This is a genomic window from Methylorubrum sp. B1-46 (assembly GCF_021117295.1).
In the GTDB taxonomy this organism is placed as follows: domain Bacteria; phylum Pseudomonadota; class Alphaproteobacteria; order Rhizobiales; family Beijerinckiaceae; genus Methylobacterium.
In genome coordinates this window covers 2,447,545-2,464,892 of record NZ_CP088247.1, presented here as the reverse complement: position 1 = coordinate 2,464,892, position 17,348 = coordinate 2,447,545, and the positions used below count along the sequence as shown (strand labels likewise).

Sequence of the window (17,348 nt, the reverse complement as noted above, 5' to 3'; positions counted from 1 at the left end):
GGCTACTCGTCCGCCCCCTTCCCGGCCATCCGAAGCTGCGAGGCGACGCATTCGCGGACCGCGTCCTCGATCTTGGCCTTCTGCGCATTCGAATAGCCCGCAACGTCGTCGATGCATCGGACGAAGTAGCCCGCGGTGAAGCTCTCGTTGACCGAAACGAACGACTTGCCGAAGCGGGTCGCGAGCTGAAGGCGGTCCATGGCCGGACTCTGCCGCCAGGCCTCCAGCGTGTCCGTCATCGACAGGGCGTGGGCGGCGCCGGGCAGAAGGGCAACGGCGAGGAACAGGGCGGAGAAGCGGCGCATCGTGCTAAAACCTCCCGGATGGTTTTTCTGAATTATCCGCACATCTTTTCCGAACAAACCCTCCTCTCGATACAATCGACGGGATCAGATCGGACCATTAGGCTAGATAAACCGTTCCGTGATGTCGAACATCCTGAAGATGGGAGCCTTCTTCTTATTTTGTTCTGAGATTTTCGCAGCCTCCCGTTTCATCCGAGCCGGATGCGCCCTTCATCCACGCCAATCGGAAAAGCCGACGACGCGGTGGCTCAGGCGTCGATGGCGGGCCGTCTCGCCGAACGGCGCCAGCTCCCAGGTCCATTCCCGCTCTGGATTGCCGAGCCGCACGCCGTAGAGGAGATCGTGCCGGGCGTGGACGCGGCCCTGCCGGTCCTCCTCGGTCTCGTCGATGTCCGTGACGAGGCAGACCCGCGCTCTCAGGCCCGCCAGGGCCTCAAGATGGCCCTCGACGATCCGTCGGCCGAAGGCGTCGCCGTCCTCCGGCATCCAGGCTCCGAGGGGGTGACGCGAGGCCTCCAGCCGCTCGACCGGGCGGATCGGCAGTTGCGAGAGGAGGTTGGCCGAGATGACGAGGCCGGTGCCCGGCTCGGCGCAGACCGGCGGCAGGCGCGGTTCGAGGTCGCGCGCGGCGCCCGTCATCAGCGCCATCGCGCCGCTGAGATCCGCCGTCAGCGTCTCGACGTTGGCGAATCCCCGGATCGCCCGGCGTGCCGGCCGCAGATGCACGGCATCGACCAGCACGACCCGCCGGAAGTGCGCGGCGAGTTCCGCCAGCGGCACGTCGAGCAGAAGGCCGGAGCCTAGCACCACGGCGGTGTCGCCCCGCTCGGTCGCGGCGATGGCCGCGCGCATCACCGCCCGGCTCGCCTCCAGATGCGGCGCCCAGGCCCGGCGACAGCGGCGCGCCCGCGACATCAGCCAGACGCTGTCGCGCAGGTAGCCGAGCCGGCGCTGGGCCGCCGGGGCCGGCGTGGTTAGGAGATGCAGGAGATCGAGCAGCACGGTGGCGTGGCGTCCGGCACGTGACCGAGCCTGTCAAGCCGCGTCACGTCTTGGTCGCGAAGCAGAGCCAGAACGCTCTTCCCGCCCCGGCTCCGACGCGACCGACCATGGATTCCCGAAACGCCCGCCTCGCCGCCGCCCTGATCGCGCTCTGCGCCGCTCTCGGCGTCGCCGCCGGCTTCACGAACGTGTTCGGCCGGACCGGCTCGGTGCCGCTCACCGCCTGGATCATGGTCGCCTATTTTACCAACCTGACCGGGCTTCTCGTCCTGGTCGTGTTCGGTGGGATCGCCCTGCGGGTAACGGCCCTAGCTCAACCCCGGCTCGTGGCGACGACGGTGCTCGCGACCCTGCTCGTCGGGCTCGTGCAGCGGCTTCTGCTCTACGGCCTCAAGACCCTGCGCGGTGGCGCCCTGGTCGGCGACATCCTGCTCCACCAGGCACTGCCGGTTCTGGTACCGCTGTTCTGGCTCGCCTTCGTGCCGAAGGGACGCCTCGCGGGGCGCGACCTCGTGCTGTTTGCGAGCTATCCGCTGATCTATCTCGGCTACACCCTGCTGCGCGGCGCCTACGACGCACGCTATCCGTACCCGTTCCTCGATGTGGGCAAGATCGGCTGGGGCCCGGTGGCGGCCTATGCCGGCGCGATCGCCGCGGCCTTCCTCGGCGTCGGCTGGGCGCTGGTGATGCTCGACCGGCGCCTCGCCCGGCGCAAGATCGCCGAAGGGTGAACCCTCGTCCCGAAAGCTGGCCAGCGGCTCTCGGAAAATGGCGCTGCTCTCGCCTCCTACCCCTCAAACAAGGTGGCGATCTCGCCGGGCCCCAGGATCCGGAACTCTCCCGCCGGCAGCTCGGAGGGAAGCGCGAGGCCGCCGACGCGGTCGCGATGGAGCGCGTCGACATGGTTGCCGAGGGCGGCGAACATACGCCGGACCTGATGGTAGCGCCCCTCATGCAGGGTCACCGTGCAGTGGGTCGGGTCGTCCGTCTCCATCTCTACGGGCAGGAGCGGCTTGTCCTCGCCCTCCAGCATCAGTTCACCCGAGGCGAGGATCGCGGCCTCGTCGCCCTGGAGCGGACGGGCCAGCGTCACGCGATAGCGCTTCGAGACCTTGGCCTTCGGCGAGATGATCCGGTGCAGCAGCGCCCCGTCGTCGGTCATCAGCAGGAGGCCCGAGGTCTCCTTGTCGAGGCGTCCGACCGTGGAGAGCGCCGGATCGCGCCGCCGCCAACGCTCGGGCAGAAGGCCGTAGACCAGCGGCCCCGCCTCCTTGTGCGAGCAGGTGACGCCGAGCGGCTTGTGCAGCATCAGGCAGACACCCGGCAGTGGATCGAGCGCCTCACCCTGCACCGTCATCCGGGCGGAGAGGTCGGGTTCGAGCGGGATGCGCTGCGAGGCGTCCCGCAGGGCCAGGCCGTCGAGGCGGACGAGGCCGGCGCGGGCCAACCCCTCGACTTCACGGCGCGAGCCGTAGCCGAGATTGGCCAGCAGCCGGTCGAGGCGGACGGCCTTCATGGGCGGGCCTCGCTCATTTGCGCGCCTCGAACAGCTTGTAGCCCCCCTCCGTCACCACCGGCGTGACGGTGCGGAAGGCGGCGCGCAACGGCGCCTCGTAGGGGAGATGGGCGTTGGCCACGAGATGCAGCGTCCCGCCCGGCCGAAGGGCCGCCGCCGCGCGGGCGATGAAGGCCTGTCCAAGTGCCTGGTCCTCGGCGCCGCCGTCGTGGAAGGGCGGGTTGGAGACGACGAAGTCGAGGCCCGACAGAGCCGGCTCCGGCCCGCGCAGATCGGCCCAGTGCAGGCTGGCCCGCGCATCGCCGACATTGCGCCGGGCCATCTCGGTCGCGCGGCGGTCGATGTCGATCAGCGCGAGCGCAACGACCTTGTCGGATTTCAGAACCTCGCGCGCCAGGATACCGAGGCCGCAGCCGAAATCGGCGCCGCGCCCCGCGAGCGCCGGCAGGCGGCGCAGCAGCAGGGCGGAGCCGGGGTCGAGCCGATCCCAGGAGAAGATGCCGGGCTGCGTGCAGAGCGAGAGGTTGTCGATGTGGCGCGGGGCGCCGGCCTCGATGGTCGCCGTGATGCCGGCGGGCGTCTCGGGCCGCGTCGCGGTGCAGATGCGGTGGTGGCGACGCGGCTCGTCGGTCACCGCGCAGCCGAAGCCGCGCAGCTCCTTGGCGAGCCGCGTGCCGCCCTTGTCCTTGGGCGCCAGCGCCACGAGCCGCCCGCCGGGCCGCAGGGCCCGGATGGCCAGCGCCAGGACGTATCGCCGCTCCACCGTGCCGGGCGGAGCCAGCAGCAGGGCGGCCTCCAGGCTCGCCTCGGCGATGTCCTCCAGCCGCGCCGAGCCGGGGATCAGCGGCGAGACCTGTGCGGCGTCCTCCGGCACGGCCGCGAGGTCGGCGGGCGGGAGGCCGTAGAGGATGGCCCGGATGTCAGGGTCGGTCTGGGGCATGGGGCTGGTGTTCGGGCCGTGGCGCTCGGCGACGATCGGGTCATCCGATCCTGCCCCTCATCCTGAGGTGCCCGCGCCAGCGGGCTTTGACGGATCTTCCAGCGGATCGCGCGAGATCTGGAGGCTCCTTCGAGGACGCCGCTTCGCGGCGCCACCTCAGGATGAGGGTGAAGATTCTCGAGAGGGAATAGAGGTCAGCCGGTCGGGAATTCGAGCCCCATCTCGCGATAGCGCGCGGGGTCGTCGGCCCAGTTCTCGCGGACCTTCACGTGCAGGAACAGGTGGACCTTGGCCTCGGCCACCTCGGCGATCTCGATGCGGGCGGCCTGCCCGATCGCCTTGATGGTCTGGCCGCCCTTGCCGAGCACGATCGAGCGCTGGCTCTCGCGCTCGACGAAGATGGTCTGCTCGATCCGCACCGAGCCGTCGGGCCGCACCTGCCACTGGTCGGTCTCGACGGTGGAGCGGTAGGGCAGTTCCTCGTGGAGCCGGTCGTAGATCTTTTCCCGCGTGATCTCGGCGGCTAGCATGCGAAGGGGCGCGTCGGAGATCTGGTCTTCCGGGTAGAGCCAGGGGCCGGGCGGCATCCGGGCGGCCAGCGCCTTGCGCAGATCGGCAACGCCGTCGCCCTTGAGCGCCGAGATCAGGAAGGTGTCCTCGAACGGCACCATCGCGTTGAGCTTGGCCACCAGTTCGAGCAGGCGCTCGCGGGCGATCAGGTCGATCTTGTTGAGGATCAGGATTTTCGGCCGCTTTACCTCGGGCAGGCGACGCAGGATGGTCTCGACCTCCTCGTCCGCCCCCTTGCGGGCATCGACCAGCAGGCAGACCGCGTCGGCATCGGCCGCGCCGCTCCAGGCCGAATGCACCATCGCCCGGTCGAGGCGGCGCTTGGGCGCGAAGATGCCGGGGGTGTCCACCAGCACGATCTGCGCGTCGCCCTCCATGACGATGCCGCGCACCAGCGCCCGCGTCGTCTGGACCTTTCGGGACACGATCGAGACCTTGGCGCCGACCAGCGCGTTCAGGAGGGTCGACTTGCCGGCATTCGGCACGCCGATCAGCGCGACGAAGCCCGCCCGCGTCTCCTGCGGCGGGACACCTTCGTCCGTGTCGTGTTCCGGTTCGTTCTCAGACATCCGATCCGACCATTCGCGACCTAACCACCTGATCCATCCTGTCCTTGCGTCCCGCCGATTTTCTCGCGGGCGAGGACGGCGCGGGCCGCTTCCTGCTCCGCCACGCGCTTCGAGGCGCCTTCGCCGTATCCCGGTTCAATGCCCTCGACCCGCACCGCGATCCGGAAGACCGGCGCATGGTCGGGGCCGGAACGCTCCACCACCTCGTAGACGGGGATCGCGAGGCTGCGCGCCATCGCCCATTCCTGCAAGGCCGATTTTGCGTCGCGCCCGCGCGGTGCTGCGGTCTCCTCACCGGGGCGGAAGGCGCGCTGCACGATCGCGCGCGTCGCCTCGTAGCCGGCATCGAGAAACACCGCGCCGAGGATCGCCTCGCAGACATCGGCCAGGATGGTCTGGTTGCGCCGGCCGCCGGTCTGGATCTCGCCGGGGCCGAGGTTCAGATGCGGCCCGACCTCCCAGGCCTCGGCCACCGCGGCACAGGTCTCGCGCCGCACGAGGCCGGCGAGGCGGCGCGACAGCTCGCCCTCTTCTGCATCGGGCAGCGCCCGGTACAGCGTCTCGGCGACCGCGAGCCCGAGCACGCGGTCGCCCAGGAATTCGAGGCGCTGGTAGCTGCCGACCCGGCCCGACTGGCCGGCCTTGCTCACATGGGTGAGCGCGAGCGGCAGCAGGGTGGGGTCGGCGAAGACGTGGCCGATGCGCTCTTCGAGCACAGCGAGGCTCGGCCGAGGACGGTGCGCGCGCCGGGCGCGGCTGGATAAGGGAGTCGGAGTGTCGGCGTCGCCCGTTGGGGTCTGCTTGTTCGTCACATCAGTGGATCGTCGAGAAGATGCGGCCCCAGCGCACATCCGAAGGCCAGCGCCAGAGCTGCCAAGCGGGCGTGCGCTCGTCGATGGAGAAGAAGATCATCTCGGCCCGGCCGACGAAGTTCTCGAACGGCACGTAGCCGACGCTGGCGAGGTCGCGCGAATCGGTCGAGTTGTCGCGGTTGTCGCCCATCATGAAGAAGTGGCCGGCCGGGACCGTGTAGACCACGGTGTTGTCCCAGAATCCGCGGTCGCCGTCGCGCTCGATCACCCGGTGCGTCACGCCGCCCGGCAGCGTCTCCATGTATTGCGGCACCTTCACCACCTGGTCGAAGGCGTCGAGCGTCTCGTAATCGGCGATGCGCTCGCGCTTGACCGGCTTGCCGTTGATGTTGAGCACGCCGTCGACCACCTGGATCTTGTCGCCCGGCAGGCCGATCACCCGCTTGATGTAGTCGGTCGCGTTGTCCTTCGGCAGCTTGAACACGGCGATGTCGCCGCGCTTCGGCTCGGCCGCCCAGACCCGGCCATGCGCCTGGAACGGCAGGTACTCGGACAGCGGCAGCGAGTATTTCGAGTAGCCGTAGGTGTATTTCGAGACGAACAGGTAATCGCCGATCAAGAGCGTCGGGATCAGTGAGCCCGAGGGGATGTTGAACGGCTGGAACAGCAGCGTCCGCACCACGAGCGCGATCAGCAGCGCCTGAACGCCGACCTTCACGGTTTCCCGGATGCTGGCCCAGGTTCCGGGCTCGGCCGTCCGGATCTCCGTCTTGCCCTCGCGGTCCACGCGCGCTTGTCCTGTATCCATGAGTGGTGTGCCTCCGGCCCCGCCGTGTCGTTCGGCAGCCGCTGCCCATGGGCCGGTGGACTGTCGTGCTGGGCGGCGGGTCTAGACTAAGCCGCGCCGCCCCGCAACGCGGAGGATGGAGGCGTAGGAAACCGCAAAAGCCGATGCCGGGGCCGATACCGCGATCTATGACGATGTTGCGAGAGGCACGGCCTCAATAATCACGAAGGCTTGCGCCAGGGGCGGCTCGTCGGTGAGGGTGAGATGGAGGCGCGCCTCGTACCCCTGCGGCACCATGCGGGCGAGGTGTTCCCGCGCACCTCCGGTTAGGTTCAGGGTCGGCTGGCCGCTGGGCAGGTTGACCACTTCCATGTCGCGCCAGAACACGCCCTGGCTCATGCCGGTGCCGAGCGCCTTGGCGCAGGCTTCCTTGGCGGCGAAACGCCGGGCGTAGGAGGGCGCGCGGGCGGCGCGCCGGTCGCATTTCGCCCGCTCGCCATCGGTGAAGACGCGGTGGGTGAAGCGATCGCCGAAGCGTTCGAGCGAGGACGCGATCCGGCGGATGTCGCAGAGGTCGGTGCCGATACCGAGGATCACGGCTCGGCCTGCCGCCGCGCCCGGTCCATCGCCGCGCGCATGTCATGGACCGCTTGCCGCAGGCCGACGAAGATCGCCTCGGCGATCAGCGCATGGCCGATATTCAGCTCGCGGATCTGCGGCAGCGCCGCCACCGGGCCGACGCTCTCGACGGTGAGACCGTGGCCAGCATGGATCTCCAGGCCGAGCGCGGCGCCGTGGGCGCTGGCGCGCACGATCCGGTCGAGTTCACGGGCGATTCGGGGCTGGTCGCCCTCGATCACCGCCTCGCAATAGGAGCCGGTATGCAGCTCGACCACGGGGGCGCGCAGCGCGTGGGCGGCGTCCATCACCGCCTCGTCGGGCTCGACGAACAGCGAGACGCGAATGCCGGCCTCCGCCAGGGTCGCGATGCGCGGGGCCAGGTGCGCGCGGCCGGCGATGATGTCGAGGCCGCCCTCGGTGGTGCGCTCCTCGCGCTTCTCCGGCACGAGGCAGGCGGCGTGCGGCCGCGTGGCGAGCGCGATGCCGACCATCTCGTCGGTCGCCGCCATTTCGAGGTTGAGCGGCACCGGCAGCTTTCTCAGCGCCGCGATGTCGGGGTCGCGGATATGCCGGCGGTCCTCGCGCAGATGGGCGGTGATCCCGTCGGCGCCCGCCGCCACGGCCTCATGGGCGGCGCGCACCGGATCGGGCGCGAACCCGCCGCGGGCGTTGCGGACGGTGGCGACGTGATCGATGTTCACGCCCAGGCGCAGGGACGACACGGCTGGCTTCCGATGCATGGCGGACCGATGGGGTGACGGTGTAGCGGCTGCCGCCGGACCTTGGAAGGGTCCTGGGACGCTCGGACACGTCGAAGGATTGGGGATAGGCACGGGACGGACCAGGGTTTCGCGTCGCCCGAGCCCGCTGTCGGCGTATAGCTCTGAGTCGATGCACAAGCTGCTGATTCAGCTCGGCCTTCGCTTCGACAACCCGGACGAGGAACGGTCGTTCGTCCGCAGCTTCACGCTGCATGACCTCGGCCGCACGCAGGCCGCGATGGTGCTCGGCGCCTTCGTCTACTGCTCGTTCTCGGCCATGGACTGGATCCTCAGCCCGGACGCCTGGGCGGTCGCCACCGCGCTCCGGCTCGCCGTGGCCGTTCTGGTCCTGCTGCCCGCGACCCTGCTGCTGACCCGGCCGGGCGCCCGGCCCTTCGCGGAACAGATCTACCTCGTCTACTGCGTGGTGCCGGGCTGCGTGCTCAGCGTGATCTACGTCTTCCTGCGACCGAGCTTCGACCACGGCGCGGCGGGCCTGATCGTGGTGATCCTGTTCGTCTCGACGCTGCTGCCGCTGCGGGTGCCCTCGTTTTCGGTCTTCGCCGTCCTGACCTGGGCCTGCTTTGCCCTGTTCGAGACGATCGCGGCGCACGACAATCCCGGTCTGGCGCTGGTGAACAATGCCGAGCTCGGCGCCGCCTACTCGCTCTCGTTCTACGGGGTCGCGGCGCGCGAGTTCCGCGCCCGGCGCCAGTTCCGGACGACGCAGGAATTGCAGGTCGAGACGGAACGCTCGGAGGCGCGGCTCTCCGAATTGCGGGCCGCCCAGGCCCATCTGGTCCAGGCCGAGAAACTCGCCGCGCTGAGTCAGCTCGTGGCGGGTGTGGCGCACGAGATCAACACACCGATCGGCCTCGCGCTGACGACTTCGACCGCCTTCGACCACGACCTCGCCCGGCTGCGCCGGACCATCGCCTCCGGCCAGATCCGCCGCTCGGACCTGACGCAGAGCGTCGAGCGGCTCGGCGAAGGCGCGGCCCTGGTCTTCGCCAACCTGACGCGGGCCGCCGATCTGGTGCACAATTTCAAGCAGGTCGCGGTCGATCAGGCGACGGAGGACCGGCGCCGCTTCGAGGTCCGGTCCTGGCTCGCGGAGCTGATGAGCACGCTCGATCCGGTCCTGCGGCGCAAGGGCCACGCGGTCCGGCTCGCCTGTCCCGACGGCATCGTGCTCGATTCCTATCCTGGTGCGCTGGCGCAGATCGTCAGCAACCTCGCGCTCAACGCCAGCGTCCACGCCTTCGACGCGGACCGCCCCGGCACGCTCACGATCGACGTGACCCGGCTGGGCGAGACACAGATCAGGATGGTGGTGCGGGATGACGGGCGCGGGATCCCGAGGGAGAACCTGCAGCGCATCTTCGATCCGTTCTTCACGACCGGTCGCGACAAGGGCAGCACCGGGCTCGGCCTGCACATCGTCTACAATCTCGTGGTCTCGACCCTGCGCGGGCAGATCAGGATCGCGAGTGAGGAAGGCGGCGGCACCCAGGTGACGATCGATCTTCCCGTGAGCGTGCCGTGACCCTGCCCCGTGCCGTCCCGCCCACGTCATCCCACCCACGTCATCCCGATGCGGCGGTGCGGGCAGTTGCGCCGGCCGCGCCAATGACCAGATTGGCCCGGCCGGCCCGACCGGCGACGAAATGCTCGAGTCCCGATGCACGGCACGCTGACCCAGCCGGATTTACCGAAGCCGGCCCCGCCCTCCCGGCTGCCGCTGACCCTGCGGCTGGCGCTGCGCGAGCTGCGCGGGGGGCTTGCCGGCTTCCGCGTGTTCATCGCCTGCATCGCGCTGGGTGTGGCCGCGATCAGCGGCGTGACCTCGATCGCCGCCTCGCTGTCCGGCGGGCTCGGGCGCGAGGGGCGTCGGATTCTGGGCGGCGACATCACCTACAGCCTGATCAACCGGGAGGCGACGCCGGCCGAGCGCGCCGTCCTCGACGGTCAGGCGCCCGTCTCGGAGGTGGCGAGCCTGCGGGCCATGGCGGTGGCCGGTGACGGCAGCGCGGCCCTGGTCGAGCTGAAGGCGGTCGATCCGAGCTATCCGGCGGTCGGCGCGGTCGAGACCGATCCACCGGCGCCGGTGCAGGCGCTCATGACCGAGCGGGACGGCCTCTACGGCGCGGTGGCAGACCCGGCGCTGCTGACGCGCCTCGGGCTCAAGGTCGGCGAGCGGGTGACGCTCGGCGGCTTTCCGATCCAGATCCGCGCCGCCCTCGTCTCAGAGCCCGACCGGATCGGCTCCGGCATCGGCTTCGGGCCGCGCCTGCTCGTCTCGCTCGCGGCGCTCCGCGCCACCGGTCTGGTCCAGCCCGGCAGCCTCAACCGCTTCACCTACCGCCTGCAACTGCCGAAGGCCGACGATGCGCGGCTGACCGCCGTCAACGCGGCGGTGCAGAAGGCCCTGCCGGAGGCGGGCTTCGAGATGCGCGCGCGCGACAACGCCGACCCGCGCTTCGCCAAGGGCATCGAGCGCTTCACGCAGTTCCTGACCCTCGTCGGTCTCACCGCCCTCATCGTCGGCGGGGTCGGGGTCGCCAATGCCGTGCGTGCCTTCGTCGATGGCAAGCAGGCCTCCATCGCCACCCTCAAGAGTGTTGGCGCGCCGGGCTCGCAGGTGGTCGGACTCTACCTGATCCAGGTGATGCTGATCGCCGCCGTCAGCACCCTGCTGGGTCTCGCCATCGGCGCGGCCCTGCCGTTCGCACTCGATCTGGCCCTGCGTGACCAGCTTCCGCTGCCGCTCAACCCCGAGATCGCCCCGGCCCGCCTCGCGCTCGCGGGCGCCTACGGCCTCCTGACCGCGCTGGCCTTCGCGATCCTCCCGCTCGGCCGCGCTCATGACATCTCCGTCGCCGGGCTGTTTCGCGACGCCGTCGATCCGTCCGCGCGCCGGCCGCGCTGGCGCTATCTCGCGGTGCTCGGCGCCGCCCTGCTCGCGCTTGCGGGTCTGGCCCTGTTCACGGCCTTCGACCGCAAGGTCGCGCTGATCTTCATGGCGGCGGCGGCACTCGCCTTCGGGGCTTTGCGTCTCGTCGCCACGGGGCTGATGGCGCTGGCCGCCCGCCTGCCCCGGCCGAAGGGCATGGTGCCGCGCATGGCGCTGGCCAACCTCCACCGCCCCGGCGCCCTGACCCCGGCGGTGGTGCTCTCGCTCGGCCTCGGCACGACGCTCCTGGTGACGCTCAGCGCCATCGACAGCAACATCACCCGCGCGCTCGAAAGCTCGCTGCCGGGCCGCGCCCCGAGCCTGTTCTTCCTCGACGTGCCCTCGCGCGACGCGGAGGCCTTCTCGGCTTTTCTCGGGGCGCATGCGCCGAATGCCAAGATCGAGCGGGTGCCGATGATGCGCGGCCGCATCACCGCGCTGAACGGCGTGCCGGCCGGCCAGATCAAGCCGCCGGAGGACGCCGCCTGGGTGCTCGATGGCGACCGGGGCATCACCTACGCCGAGACGCCGCCCGACGGCTCGTCGATCATCGAAGGCACGTGGTGGAACGAGGAAGAGGGTCGCAAGCCGCTCGTCTCCTTCGATGTCGAGCTGGCGCGCTCACTGGGGCTCAAGGTCGGCAGCACGATCACGGTGAACGTGCTCGGCCGTTCGATCACCGCTCGGATCGCCAACCTGCGCAAGATCGAGTGGCGCTCGCTCGGCATCAACTTCGTGATGGTGTTCTCGCCCGGCACCTTCCGGGGTGCGCCGCACGCCGATCTCGCCACCCTGACCCTGCCCGACGGGCCCGACCCGAAGCTGGAGGCGGAGGTGGTGCGCGACGCGGCAAAAGCCTTCCCCTCGGTGACGAGCGTGCGGGTGAAGGACGCGCTGGAGGCGGTCAACGACCTCGTCCACAAGCTGGTGCTCGCGATCCGCGGCGCCAGCGTCGTCGCCGTGCTGGCGAGCCTTCTGGTGCTCGCCGGCGCGCTCGCCGCCGGCCACCGCGCTCGTCTCTACGACGCGGTGGTGCTGAAGGTTCTCGGCGCCACGCGGATGCGCCTGCTCTCGGCCTACGCCCTCGAATACGGCGCATTGGGGCTCGCCACCGCCTTCTTCGGCATCCTGGCCGGTTCGGCCGCGGGCTGGGTCATCGTCTCCCGCGTCATGCGCCTCGATTTCGCACCCGATCCCGCCGGGGCGCTGGCGGTGGCCGCGTTCGCCGTTATCTTCGCGATCGGGGCCGGGCTCGCGGGGACATGGCGCATCCTCGGGCAGAAGCCGGCACCTTACCTGCGGCAGTTTTGAAGATGCTTAATCACGTTCGAAGAGCAGGTTTAATCCACAAAGAATCATAAAAATCTCACGCCGCTGTAAGGCTTGAAAACGCGGCCATTCGGCTGAGCCCCACTTGTTTGTGACTGTTCCAGCGAACATATTCGGCCACGAGGCGCGCTCGACGCGCCAGGGGTTGCGTGTGGACCTCGACAAACTCCACGCCGAGAGCTTCCAAGGGAAACTTTCATGGCATTCGACAACAGCCCGTTCCGCTACGGCGCCCAGCCGCAGGGGTACGCCGGCTCTCAGGTCGAAGTCGACCAGGGCCTGCGCAGCTTCATGCTGGGCGTCTACAACAACATGGTCGTCGGCCTCGGGATTTCGGGTCTCGTGGCGCTGGCCCTCAACATGGCCGTCCAGACCGGGACGATCGTCGCCAACTACAAGGGCATCCCGCTCAACCAGTTGGGCGTGTTCATCTACGGCTCTTGGTTCAAGTACGTCCTGATGCTGGCGCCGCTCGCCTTCATCTTCGTGTTCACCTTCCGGATGGACCGGATGTCGGCGGCTTCGGCACGGACGGCGTTCTGGGCCTTCGCTGCGGTGATGGGCGCCTCGCTGTCCACCCTGCTGCTCGCGTTCACGGGCGCCAGTGTGGTGCGGGTGTTCTTCATCACGGCGGCGACCTTCGGTGGCCTGAGCCTCTACGGCTACACGACGAAGCGTAGCCTGTCGGGCATGGGCTCGTTCCTGATCATGGGCCTGATCGGCATCATCATCGCCTCGCTGGTGAACATCTTCCTGGCCTCTTCCGCGCTTCAGTTCGCGATCTCGGTGCTCGGCGTGCTCATCTTCGCCGGCCTGACCGCCTACGACACGCAGAAGCTCAAGGAGATGTACCTCTACAGTGGCTTCGACGCCGAGGGCGCGGCCAAGATGTCTGTCAACGGCGCGCTGACGCTGTACCTGGACTTCATCAACATGTTCCAGTTCCTGATGCAGCTGCTGGGCGACCGCCGCTAAGCGACGGTGCAAGACTCTGAAACGAGAGAGCCCCGGCCGAAAAGCCGGGGCTTTTTCATGCGCGCAGGTCCCTGCCCTCCCCCGCAGAGGGGGAGGGGCTGGCTACTTCCCCTCCTCCACCGCCTCGCAGACCAGCGGCGGCGGCGCCTCGACGCCGCGCCAGCGGCCGTAGGACCAGGGCCGGTGCCAGGTGGCGCCTGCCGGCAGACGCTCGGGCACGAGGTCGATGCCATGGGTGCCGAACGGGCCGCAACGGCAGATGCGGGCGACACCGATCCAGCCGCCGGCCCAGAGGCCGTGCCGCTGGATCGCCTCGTCGGCGTAGCTCGAGCACGACGGCCAGTGCCGGCACTGGCGCCCGATCAGCCCGGAGAGGGTGAGCTGATAGCCACGAATGGCCCAATGTGCCGCCCGGCGAACCATGGCGGCTTGAGCATCGTCCTGGATATCGGATCCAGGACGATGCTCGAGATTCTTGTTTTGCATCATCTTTTTCCGAAAGCCGGCGACCACCTTTCGGGGTGATGCTCTAGGCCGCCTCGGTTGCGCCGGAGCCGTTCTCACCGGACTTCTTCCGCGCGGCGGCCTGATCGAGGGCGTCCACCACGGCGTCGAAGGTCAGGAGCGTCGAGGCATGGCGGGCGCGGAAATCGCGCACCGGCTCCAGCACGGCGAGGTCGGCCCACTTTCCGTCCGGCGCCGGACCGTTCTCCTTCAGCATGTCCCGCATCCGGGCGCGGACGGCGCGCAGCTCGTCGGCGGTGGCGCCGACGACGTGGCGGGCCATCAGCGAGGAAGAGGCCTGGCCTAGCGCACAGGCTTTCACGTCATGGGCGAAGTCGGAGACCGTGACGCCGTCCGCGTCGAGCGTCAGATCGACGGTGACGGTCGAGCCGCACAGCTTGGAATGGGCGGTGGCGGTGGCGTCCGGCGCCTCAAGCCGGCCGAGACGGGGAATGTCGGCGGCCAGTTCCAGGATGCGGCGGTTGTAGATGTCGTCGATCATCGCTGACACGCCTTTCGCGGGCGTCCGTTGGATAAGGTTCAAGGAATCGTTGAGCCAGATACGCATGCCACGCATTGCGCGACGGCGCGATTGCGACGATATAGGCGCGATACCGCCATTCCGCGAGAATGGCACCGTCGACCCCGGTCACGCCCTGGCCCAGGATTCGGATCGTTCGAGGGCGTCGGCACTTAAATGGTTTAAGACGCCGGGACGGATCGACGATGTACGCCAAGCCCGACAGCACGACCATGAAGGCGCGTGTGGCGAAGGCCGGAGATGCCATGGATGCCGCTCTCAAATCCCTGTCCTACGGCATGAGCGACGACGAGCGACGCATGAGCGCGGTCGGCCTGCAAGGGATGCGCGGCGCCAACGATCCCGGTCGCCCCGAGAGCGCGCCCGATATCGCCCCCTTGCCCGAATCGGCCCAGCGGGTGCCGAACGAAGTGGCACTCGGCCGCCCGAGCCGCCAGGAGGCGGAAGCCGCCGTGCGCACGCTATTGCGCTGGGCCGGCGACGACCCGACCCGCGAGGGGCTGATCGACACGCCCGCCCGCGTGGTGAAGGCCTACGAGCAGATCTTCGGCGGCTACCGCATGGATGCCGACGCCCTGCTGGAGCGGGTGTTCGAGGAGGTCGAGGGCTACTCGGACGCCGTGCTGGTGCGCGACATCCCGTTCTACTCTCATTGCGAGCACCACATGGTGCCGTTCATGGGGCTGGCCCACATCGCCTACTACCCCACCAAGGGCGTGGTCGGCCTCTCGAAGCTCGCCCGCGTGGTCGATGCCTTTGCCCGCCGCCTGCAGACGCAGGAGACGATGACGGCCCAGATCGCCGACACCATCGAAAGCATCCTCCAGCCCCGCGGCTGCGCCGTGATGGTCGAGGCCGAGCATCTCTGCATGGCGATGCGCGGCGTGCAGAAGGCCGGCGTCTCCACCATCACCACGCAGTTCCGCGGCGTCTACAAGGGCGATCCGTCCGAGCAGGTCCGCTTCCTGACCTTCGTGCGGAATCAAAAGGGCTGAGGCGGCCGGGCCTCCCGATCATGACCGAGCAATTCGCTTCTCCCAGCTCCCGCGCCGAGGTCGAGGAAGGGGCGCGACTGACGCCCCGGTTCGGCCCCGACGGGCTCATGGCCTGCATCGCCGTCGATGCGGGGAACGGGCACGTGCTGATGCTCGCCCACATGAACGCCGAGGCGCTCGCCCGCACGCTGGAGACCGGCGAGGCGTGGTACTGGTCGCGCTCGCGCGGCGAACTCTGGCACAAGGGCGCCACCTCCGGGCAGATTCAGCGGATCGTCGAGATGCGGGTCGATTGCGATCAGGACGCGATCCTGATCCGGGTCGACGTCGGCGGCGATGGCGGCTGCTGCCATACCGGCCGCCGCTCCTGCTTCTACCGCGCGATCGAGCGCGACCCCGCGACCGGCGCCGTGACCCTCGTTCCCGCTGATCCGGAGCGATGATGTTCGAGGCGTCCCGGCCCCTCCCCTCCCGCTTTCCGGATGGGGCAGTGGAACCGGTGGTGCCCCGCTTCCGCTCTCCCCGCATCGGCCTCGCCCTCGGCGGCGGATCGGCCCGCGGCTGGTCGCATATCGGCGTGATCGAGGGGCTGGAGGAGGCCGGCATCTTCCCTGAGGTCGTGGCCGGCTGTTCGATCGGCGCCGTGGTGGGCGGGGCGTACGCCGCCGGCCGCATCGACAGGCTCAAGGATTTCGCGCTCTTGCTCACCCGGCGCCGGGTGGTCGGCATGCTCGATCCGCGCATCACCGGTTCCGGCCTGATCGCCGGCGAGCGCCTGCGCCGTCGCCTCTCGCGCGAACTCGAAGGCTTCCGCATCGAGGATCTGCCCCTCGCCTTCGCGAGCGTCGCGACCGAACTCGGCACCGGACACGAGGTCTGGCTATCGCGCGGCCCCCTCGTCGAGGCGGTGCGGGCCTCCTACGCCATTCCCGGCATCTTCCCACCGGTCGCCCTCGAGGGGCGTCTCCTGATGGACGGGACACTGGTCAACCCCGTACCGGTGCGCCTCGCCCGCGAACTCGGCGCCGACCTCGTGATCTGCGTGAACCTCGCCTGCGAAACACGGGCTCCGGCGATGGTGATCCGGCCCGAGCGGGACGACCCGGTGATCACCGAGGCCGAGGAGCCGGTGGAGCGGGCGATCGAGCAGACGCTGGAGGCCACCGTGCGTCGCCGCGGCCGATGGGGGCTGCTGAGCGGGGCGAGCCAGCGCCTGATGAACCATCGTCTGATGCGCCGCCGCGGCGCCGCGGCGGCGCCGTCCGTCGGCCGCTCGAGCCCCGGCGTCGCTCGCGTCATGCTCGACGCCTTCAACATCACCCAGGATCGGATCTCGCGGGCGCGGCTCGCCAGCGATCCGCCGGATGTCGCGATCAGGCCGCTTCTGGCGGAGTTCGGGCAGTTCGAGTTCCATCGGGCGGCCGACGGCATCGCTCTCGGCCGTCAGGCGGTGCGAGCGGCGCTGCCGGAGATCCGGCGCATGATCGAGGGTGCGGCGGCGCGGAGTTGAGCCGCCGCAACGCGTTCGGGTCGCCTCGGTTCGCGCTCAGGCCATCGTGATATAGTCGCGCATCGCCTGATGCTCGGCCTCGACGGCGGCGATGCGGCGCGCGACCACGTCACCGATCGACACGACGCCGACGAGATGCCCCTCCTCCACCACCGGAAGGTGACGGAAGCGGCCATTGGTCATCGTCTCCATCACGTCCTCGATCGTCGTCCGTCGGGTGCAGGTGACGACCTTCTCGGTCATGTAGTGCGAGACCGGCCGGTCGAGCGCCGCCGCGCCCTCGGTCGCCAGCGCCCGCATCACGTCGCGCTCGGACAGGATGCCGATCACGCGGCCCTGGGCATCGCCCACGACGAGGGCGCCGATCCGCTTCTCGGCGAGAAGGTGGATGGCCTCGTCGATCGTGCGGTGCGGGGCCACCGTGACCACCGAGCCGCCTTTCTCTGCAAGGATACGCGCAACGGTCATGTTATAATTCCCCTCCCTGGGAGCTGCACCGTCAGCCCGCGGCGCCGATAAGCGTCTCGGCCGGGTTGGCCCCGGCTCTCTCGGACGATTGTGTGGCGTCTTGGCCGTGCTGGCAAGCAGGCGAGGCCGGACCACCAACAGCCGGCCTGCACGAAAATGCAGACGGCCCACCGGAGGAGAGGCCGGCGGG

19 protein-coding genes are annotated in these 17,348 nt (G+C 69.5%); 7 read left to right on the top strand and 12 right to left on the bottom strand.

The genetic code is table 11. The annotated features are described in order from the left end of the window. Positions 1 to 2 precede the first annotated feature (2 nt). Positions 3 to 305, bottom strand: a complete 303-nt coding sequence (locus LPC10_RS11545; protein ID WP_231346793.1) for a hypothetical protein — start codon at positions 303 to 305, stop codon at positions 3 to 5. Between the two features lie 210 nt (positions 306 to 515). Beyond that, positions 516 to 1,307, bottom strand: coding sequence for a hypothetical protein (locus LPC10_RS11540; RefSeq protein WP_231346792.1), 792 nt, complete (start codon positions 1,305 to 1,307; stop codon positions 516 to 518). Positions 1,308 to 1,414: 107 nt separating this feature from the next. Here LPC10_RS11540 and LPC10_RS11535 point away from each other — a divergent pair, with 107 nt between their 5' ends. Next, positions 1,415 to 2,038, top strand: coding sequence for a Pr6Pr family membrane protein (locus LPC10_RS11535; RefSeq protein WP_231346791.1), 624 nt, complete (start codon positions 1,415 to 1,417; stop codon positions 2,036 to 2,038). A gap of 56 nt (positions 2,039 to 2,094) precedes the next feature. Here LPC10_RS11535 and LPC10_RS11530 read toward each other — a convergent pair whose 3' ends face one another. From LPC10_RS11530 to LPC10_RS11500, 7 genes are all read right to left on the bottom strand, one after another. Continuing rightward, positions 2,095 to 2,823: a pseudouridine synthase gene (locus tag LPC10_RS11530; protein ID WP_231346790.1), complete on the bottom strand. Its 729-nt coding sequence runs from the start codon at positions 2,821 to 2,823 to the stop codon at positions 2,095 to 2,097. A 13-nt stretch (positions 2,824 to 2,836) separates the two neighbouring features. After that, a complete protein-coding gene (locus LPC10_RS11525; RefSeq protein ID WP_231346789.1) occupies positions 2,837 to 3,763 on the bottom strand; it encodes a class I SAM-dependent methyltransferase in 927 nt (308 codons plus the stop codon). A gap of 194 nt (positions 3,764 to 3,957) precedes the next feature. Beyond that, on the bottom strand, positions 3,958 to 4,902 hold the full coding sequence (era, locus tag LPC10_RS11520; RefSeq protein WP_231346788.1) for a GTPase Era: 945 nt from the start codon (positions 4,900 to 4,902) through the stop codon (positions 3,958 to 3,960). Between the two features lie 20 nt (positions 4,903 to 4,922). Continuing rightward, positions 4,923 to 5,753, bottom strand: coding sequence for a ribonuclease III (gene rnc / locus LPC10_RS11515; RefSeq protein ID WP_370644701.1), 831 nt, complete (start codon positions 5,751 to 5,753; stop codon positions 4,923 to 4,925). Continuing rightward, on the bottom strand, positions 5,716 to 6,522 hold the full coding sequence (gene lepB / locus LPC10_RS11510; protein WP_231346786.1) for a signal peptidase I: 807 nt from the start codon (positions 6,520 to 6,522) through the stop codon (positions 5,716 to 5,718). The genes rnc and lepB overlap by 38 nt, the downstream gene beginning before the upstream one ends. Positions 6,523 to 6,687: 165 nt before the next feature. Continuing rightward, a complete protein-coding gene (gene acpS, locus LPC10_RS11505) occupies positions 6,688 to 7,098 on the bottom strand; it encodes a holo-ACP synthase (protein WP_231346785.1) in 411 nt (136 codons plus the stop codon). Further along, complete coding sequence (locus LPC10_RS11500) at positions 7,095 to 7,844, bottom strand: pyridoxine 5'-phosphate synthase (RefSeq protein WP_231346784.1); 750 nt, start codon at positions 7,842 to 7,844, stop codon at positions 7,095 to 7,097. Before LPC10_RS11500 ends, acpS begins: the two co-directional genes overlap by 4 nt. Before the next feature lie 169 nt (positions 7,845 to 8,013). Here LPC10_RS11500 and LPC10_RS11495 point away from each other — a divergent pair, with 169 nt between their 5' ends. The 3 genes from LPC10_RS11495 to LPC10_RS11485 all read left to right on the top strand — a co-directional run bounded on the left by LPC10_RS11495 (position 8,014) and on the right by LPC10_RS11485 (position 13,140). After that, complete coding sequence (locus LPC10_RS11495; RefSeq protein WP_231346783.1) at positions 8,014 to 9,429, top strand: sensor histidine kinase; 1,416 nt, start codon at positions 8,014 to 8,016, stop codon at positions 9,427 to 9,429. 135 nt (positions 9,430 to 9,564) lie between these two features. Further along, positions 9,565 to 12,147 (top strand): ABC transporter permease, encoded by a 2,583-nt coding sequence (locus LPC10_RS11490; RefSeq protein ID WP_231346782.1) that lies wholly within the window; start codon positions 9,565 to 9,567, stop codon positions 12,145 to 12,147. Between the two features lie 216 nt (positions 12,148 to 12,363). Then, positions 12,364 to 13,140 (top strand): Bax inhibitor-1/YccA family protein, encoded by a 777-nt coding sequence (locus LPC10_RS11485; RefSeq protein ID WP_231346781.1) that lies wholly within the window; start codon positions 12,364 to 12,366, stop codon positions 13,138 to 13,140. A gap of 102 nt (positions 13,141 to 13,242) precedes the next feature. Here LPC10_RS11485 and yidD read toward each other — a convergent pair whose 3' ends face one another. Both yidD and LPC10_RS11475 read right to left on the bottom strand, forming a co-directional pair. Further along, positions 13,243 to 13,563, bottom strand: coding sequence for a membrane protein insertion efficiency factor YidD (gene yidD, locus LPC10_RS11480; protein WP_231347018.1), 321 nt, complete (start codon positions 13,561 to 13,563; stop codon positions 13,243 to 13,245). Between the two features lie 106 nt (positions 13,564 to 13,669). Continuing rightward, entirely contained in the window at positions 13,670 to 14,146 is a 477-nt protein-coding gene (locus LPC10_RS11475) for an iron-sulfur cluster assembly scaffold protein (RefSeq protein ID WP_231346780.1), read from the bottom strand. A gap of 224 nt (positions 14,147 to 14,370) precedes the next feature. Here LPC10_RS11475 and folE point away from each other — a divergent pair, with 224 nt between their 5' ends. The 3 genes from folE to LPC10_RS11460 are packed head-to-tail and all read left to right on the top strand — an operon-like array spanning position 14,371 to position 16,690. Continuing rightward, positions 14,371 to 15,180 (top strand): GTP cyclohydrolase I FolE, encoded by an 810-nt coding sequence (folE, locus tag LPC10_RS11470; protein ID WP_231346779.1) that lies wholly within the window; start codon positions 14,371 to 14,373, stop codon positions 15,178 to 15,180. Positions 15,181 to 15,200: 20 nt separating this feature from the next. After that, a complete protein-coding gene (gene hisI, locus LPC10_RS11465) occupies positions 15,201 to 15,623 on the top strand; it encodes a phosphoribosyl-AMP cyclohydrolase (RefSeq protein ID WP_231346778.1) in 423 nt (140 codons plus the stop codon). Beyond that, a complete protein-coding gene (locus tag LPC10_RS11460) occupies positions 15,620 to 16,690 on the top strand; it encodes a patatin-like phospholipase family protein (RefSeq protein WP_231346777.1) in 1,071 nt (356 codons plus the stop codon). Before hisI ends, LPC10_RS11460 begins: the two co-directional genes overlap by 4 nt. 36 nt (positions 16,691 to 16,726) lie before the next feature. Here LPC10_RS11460 and LPC10_RS11455 read toward each other — a convergent pair whose 3' ends face one another. Next, the gene (locus LPC10_RS11455) at positions 16,727 to 17,158 is read right to left on the bottom strand and encodes a CBS domain-containing protein (RefSeq protein WP_231346776.1); all 432 of its coding nucleotides are present in this window, start codon (positions 17,156 to 17,158) and stop codon (positions 16,727 to 16,729) included. Positions 17,159 to 17,348: the final 190 nt, after the last annotated feature.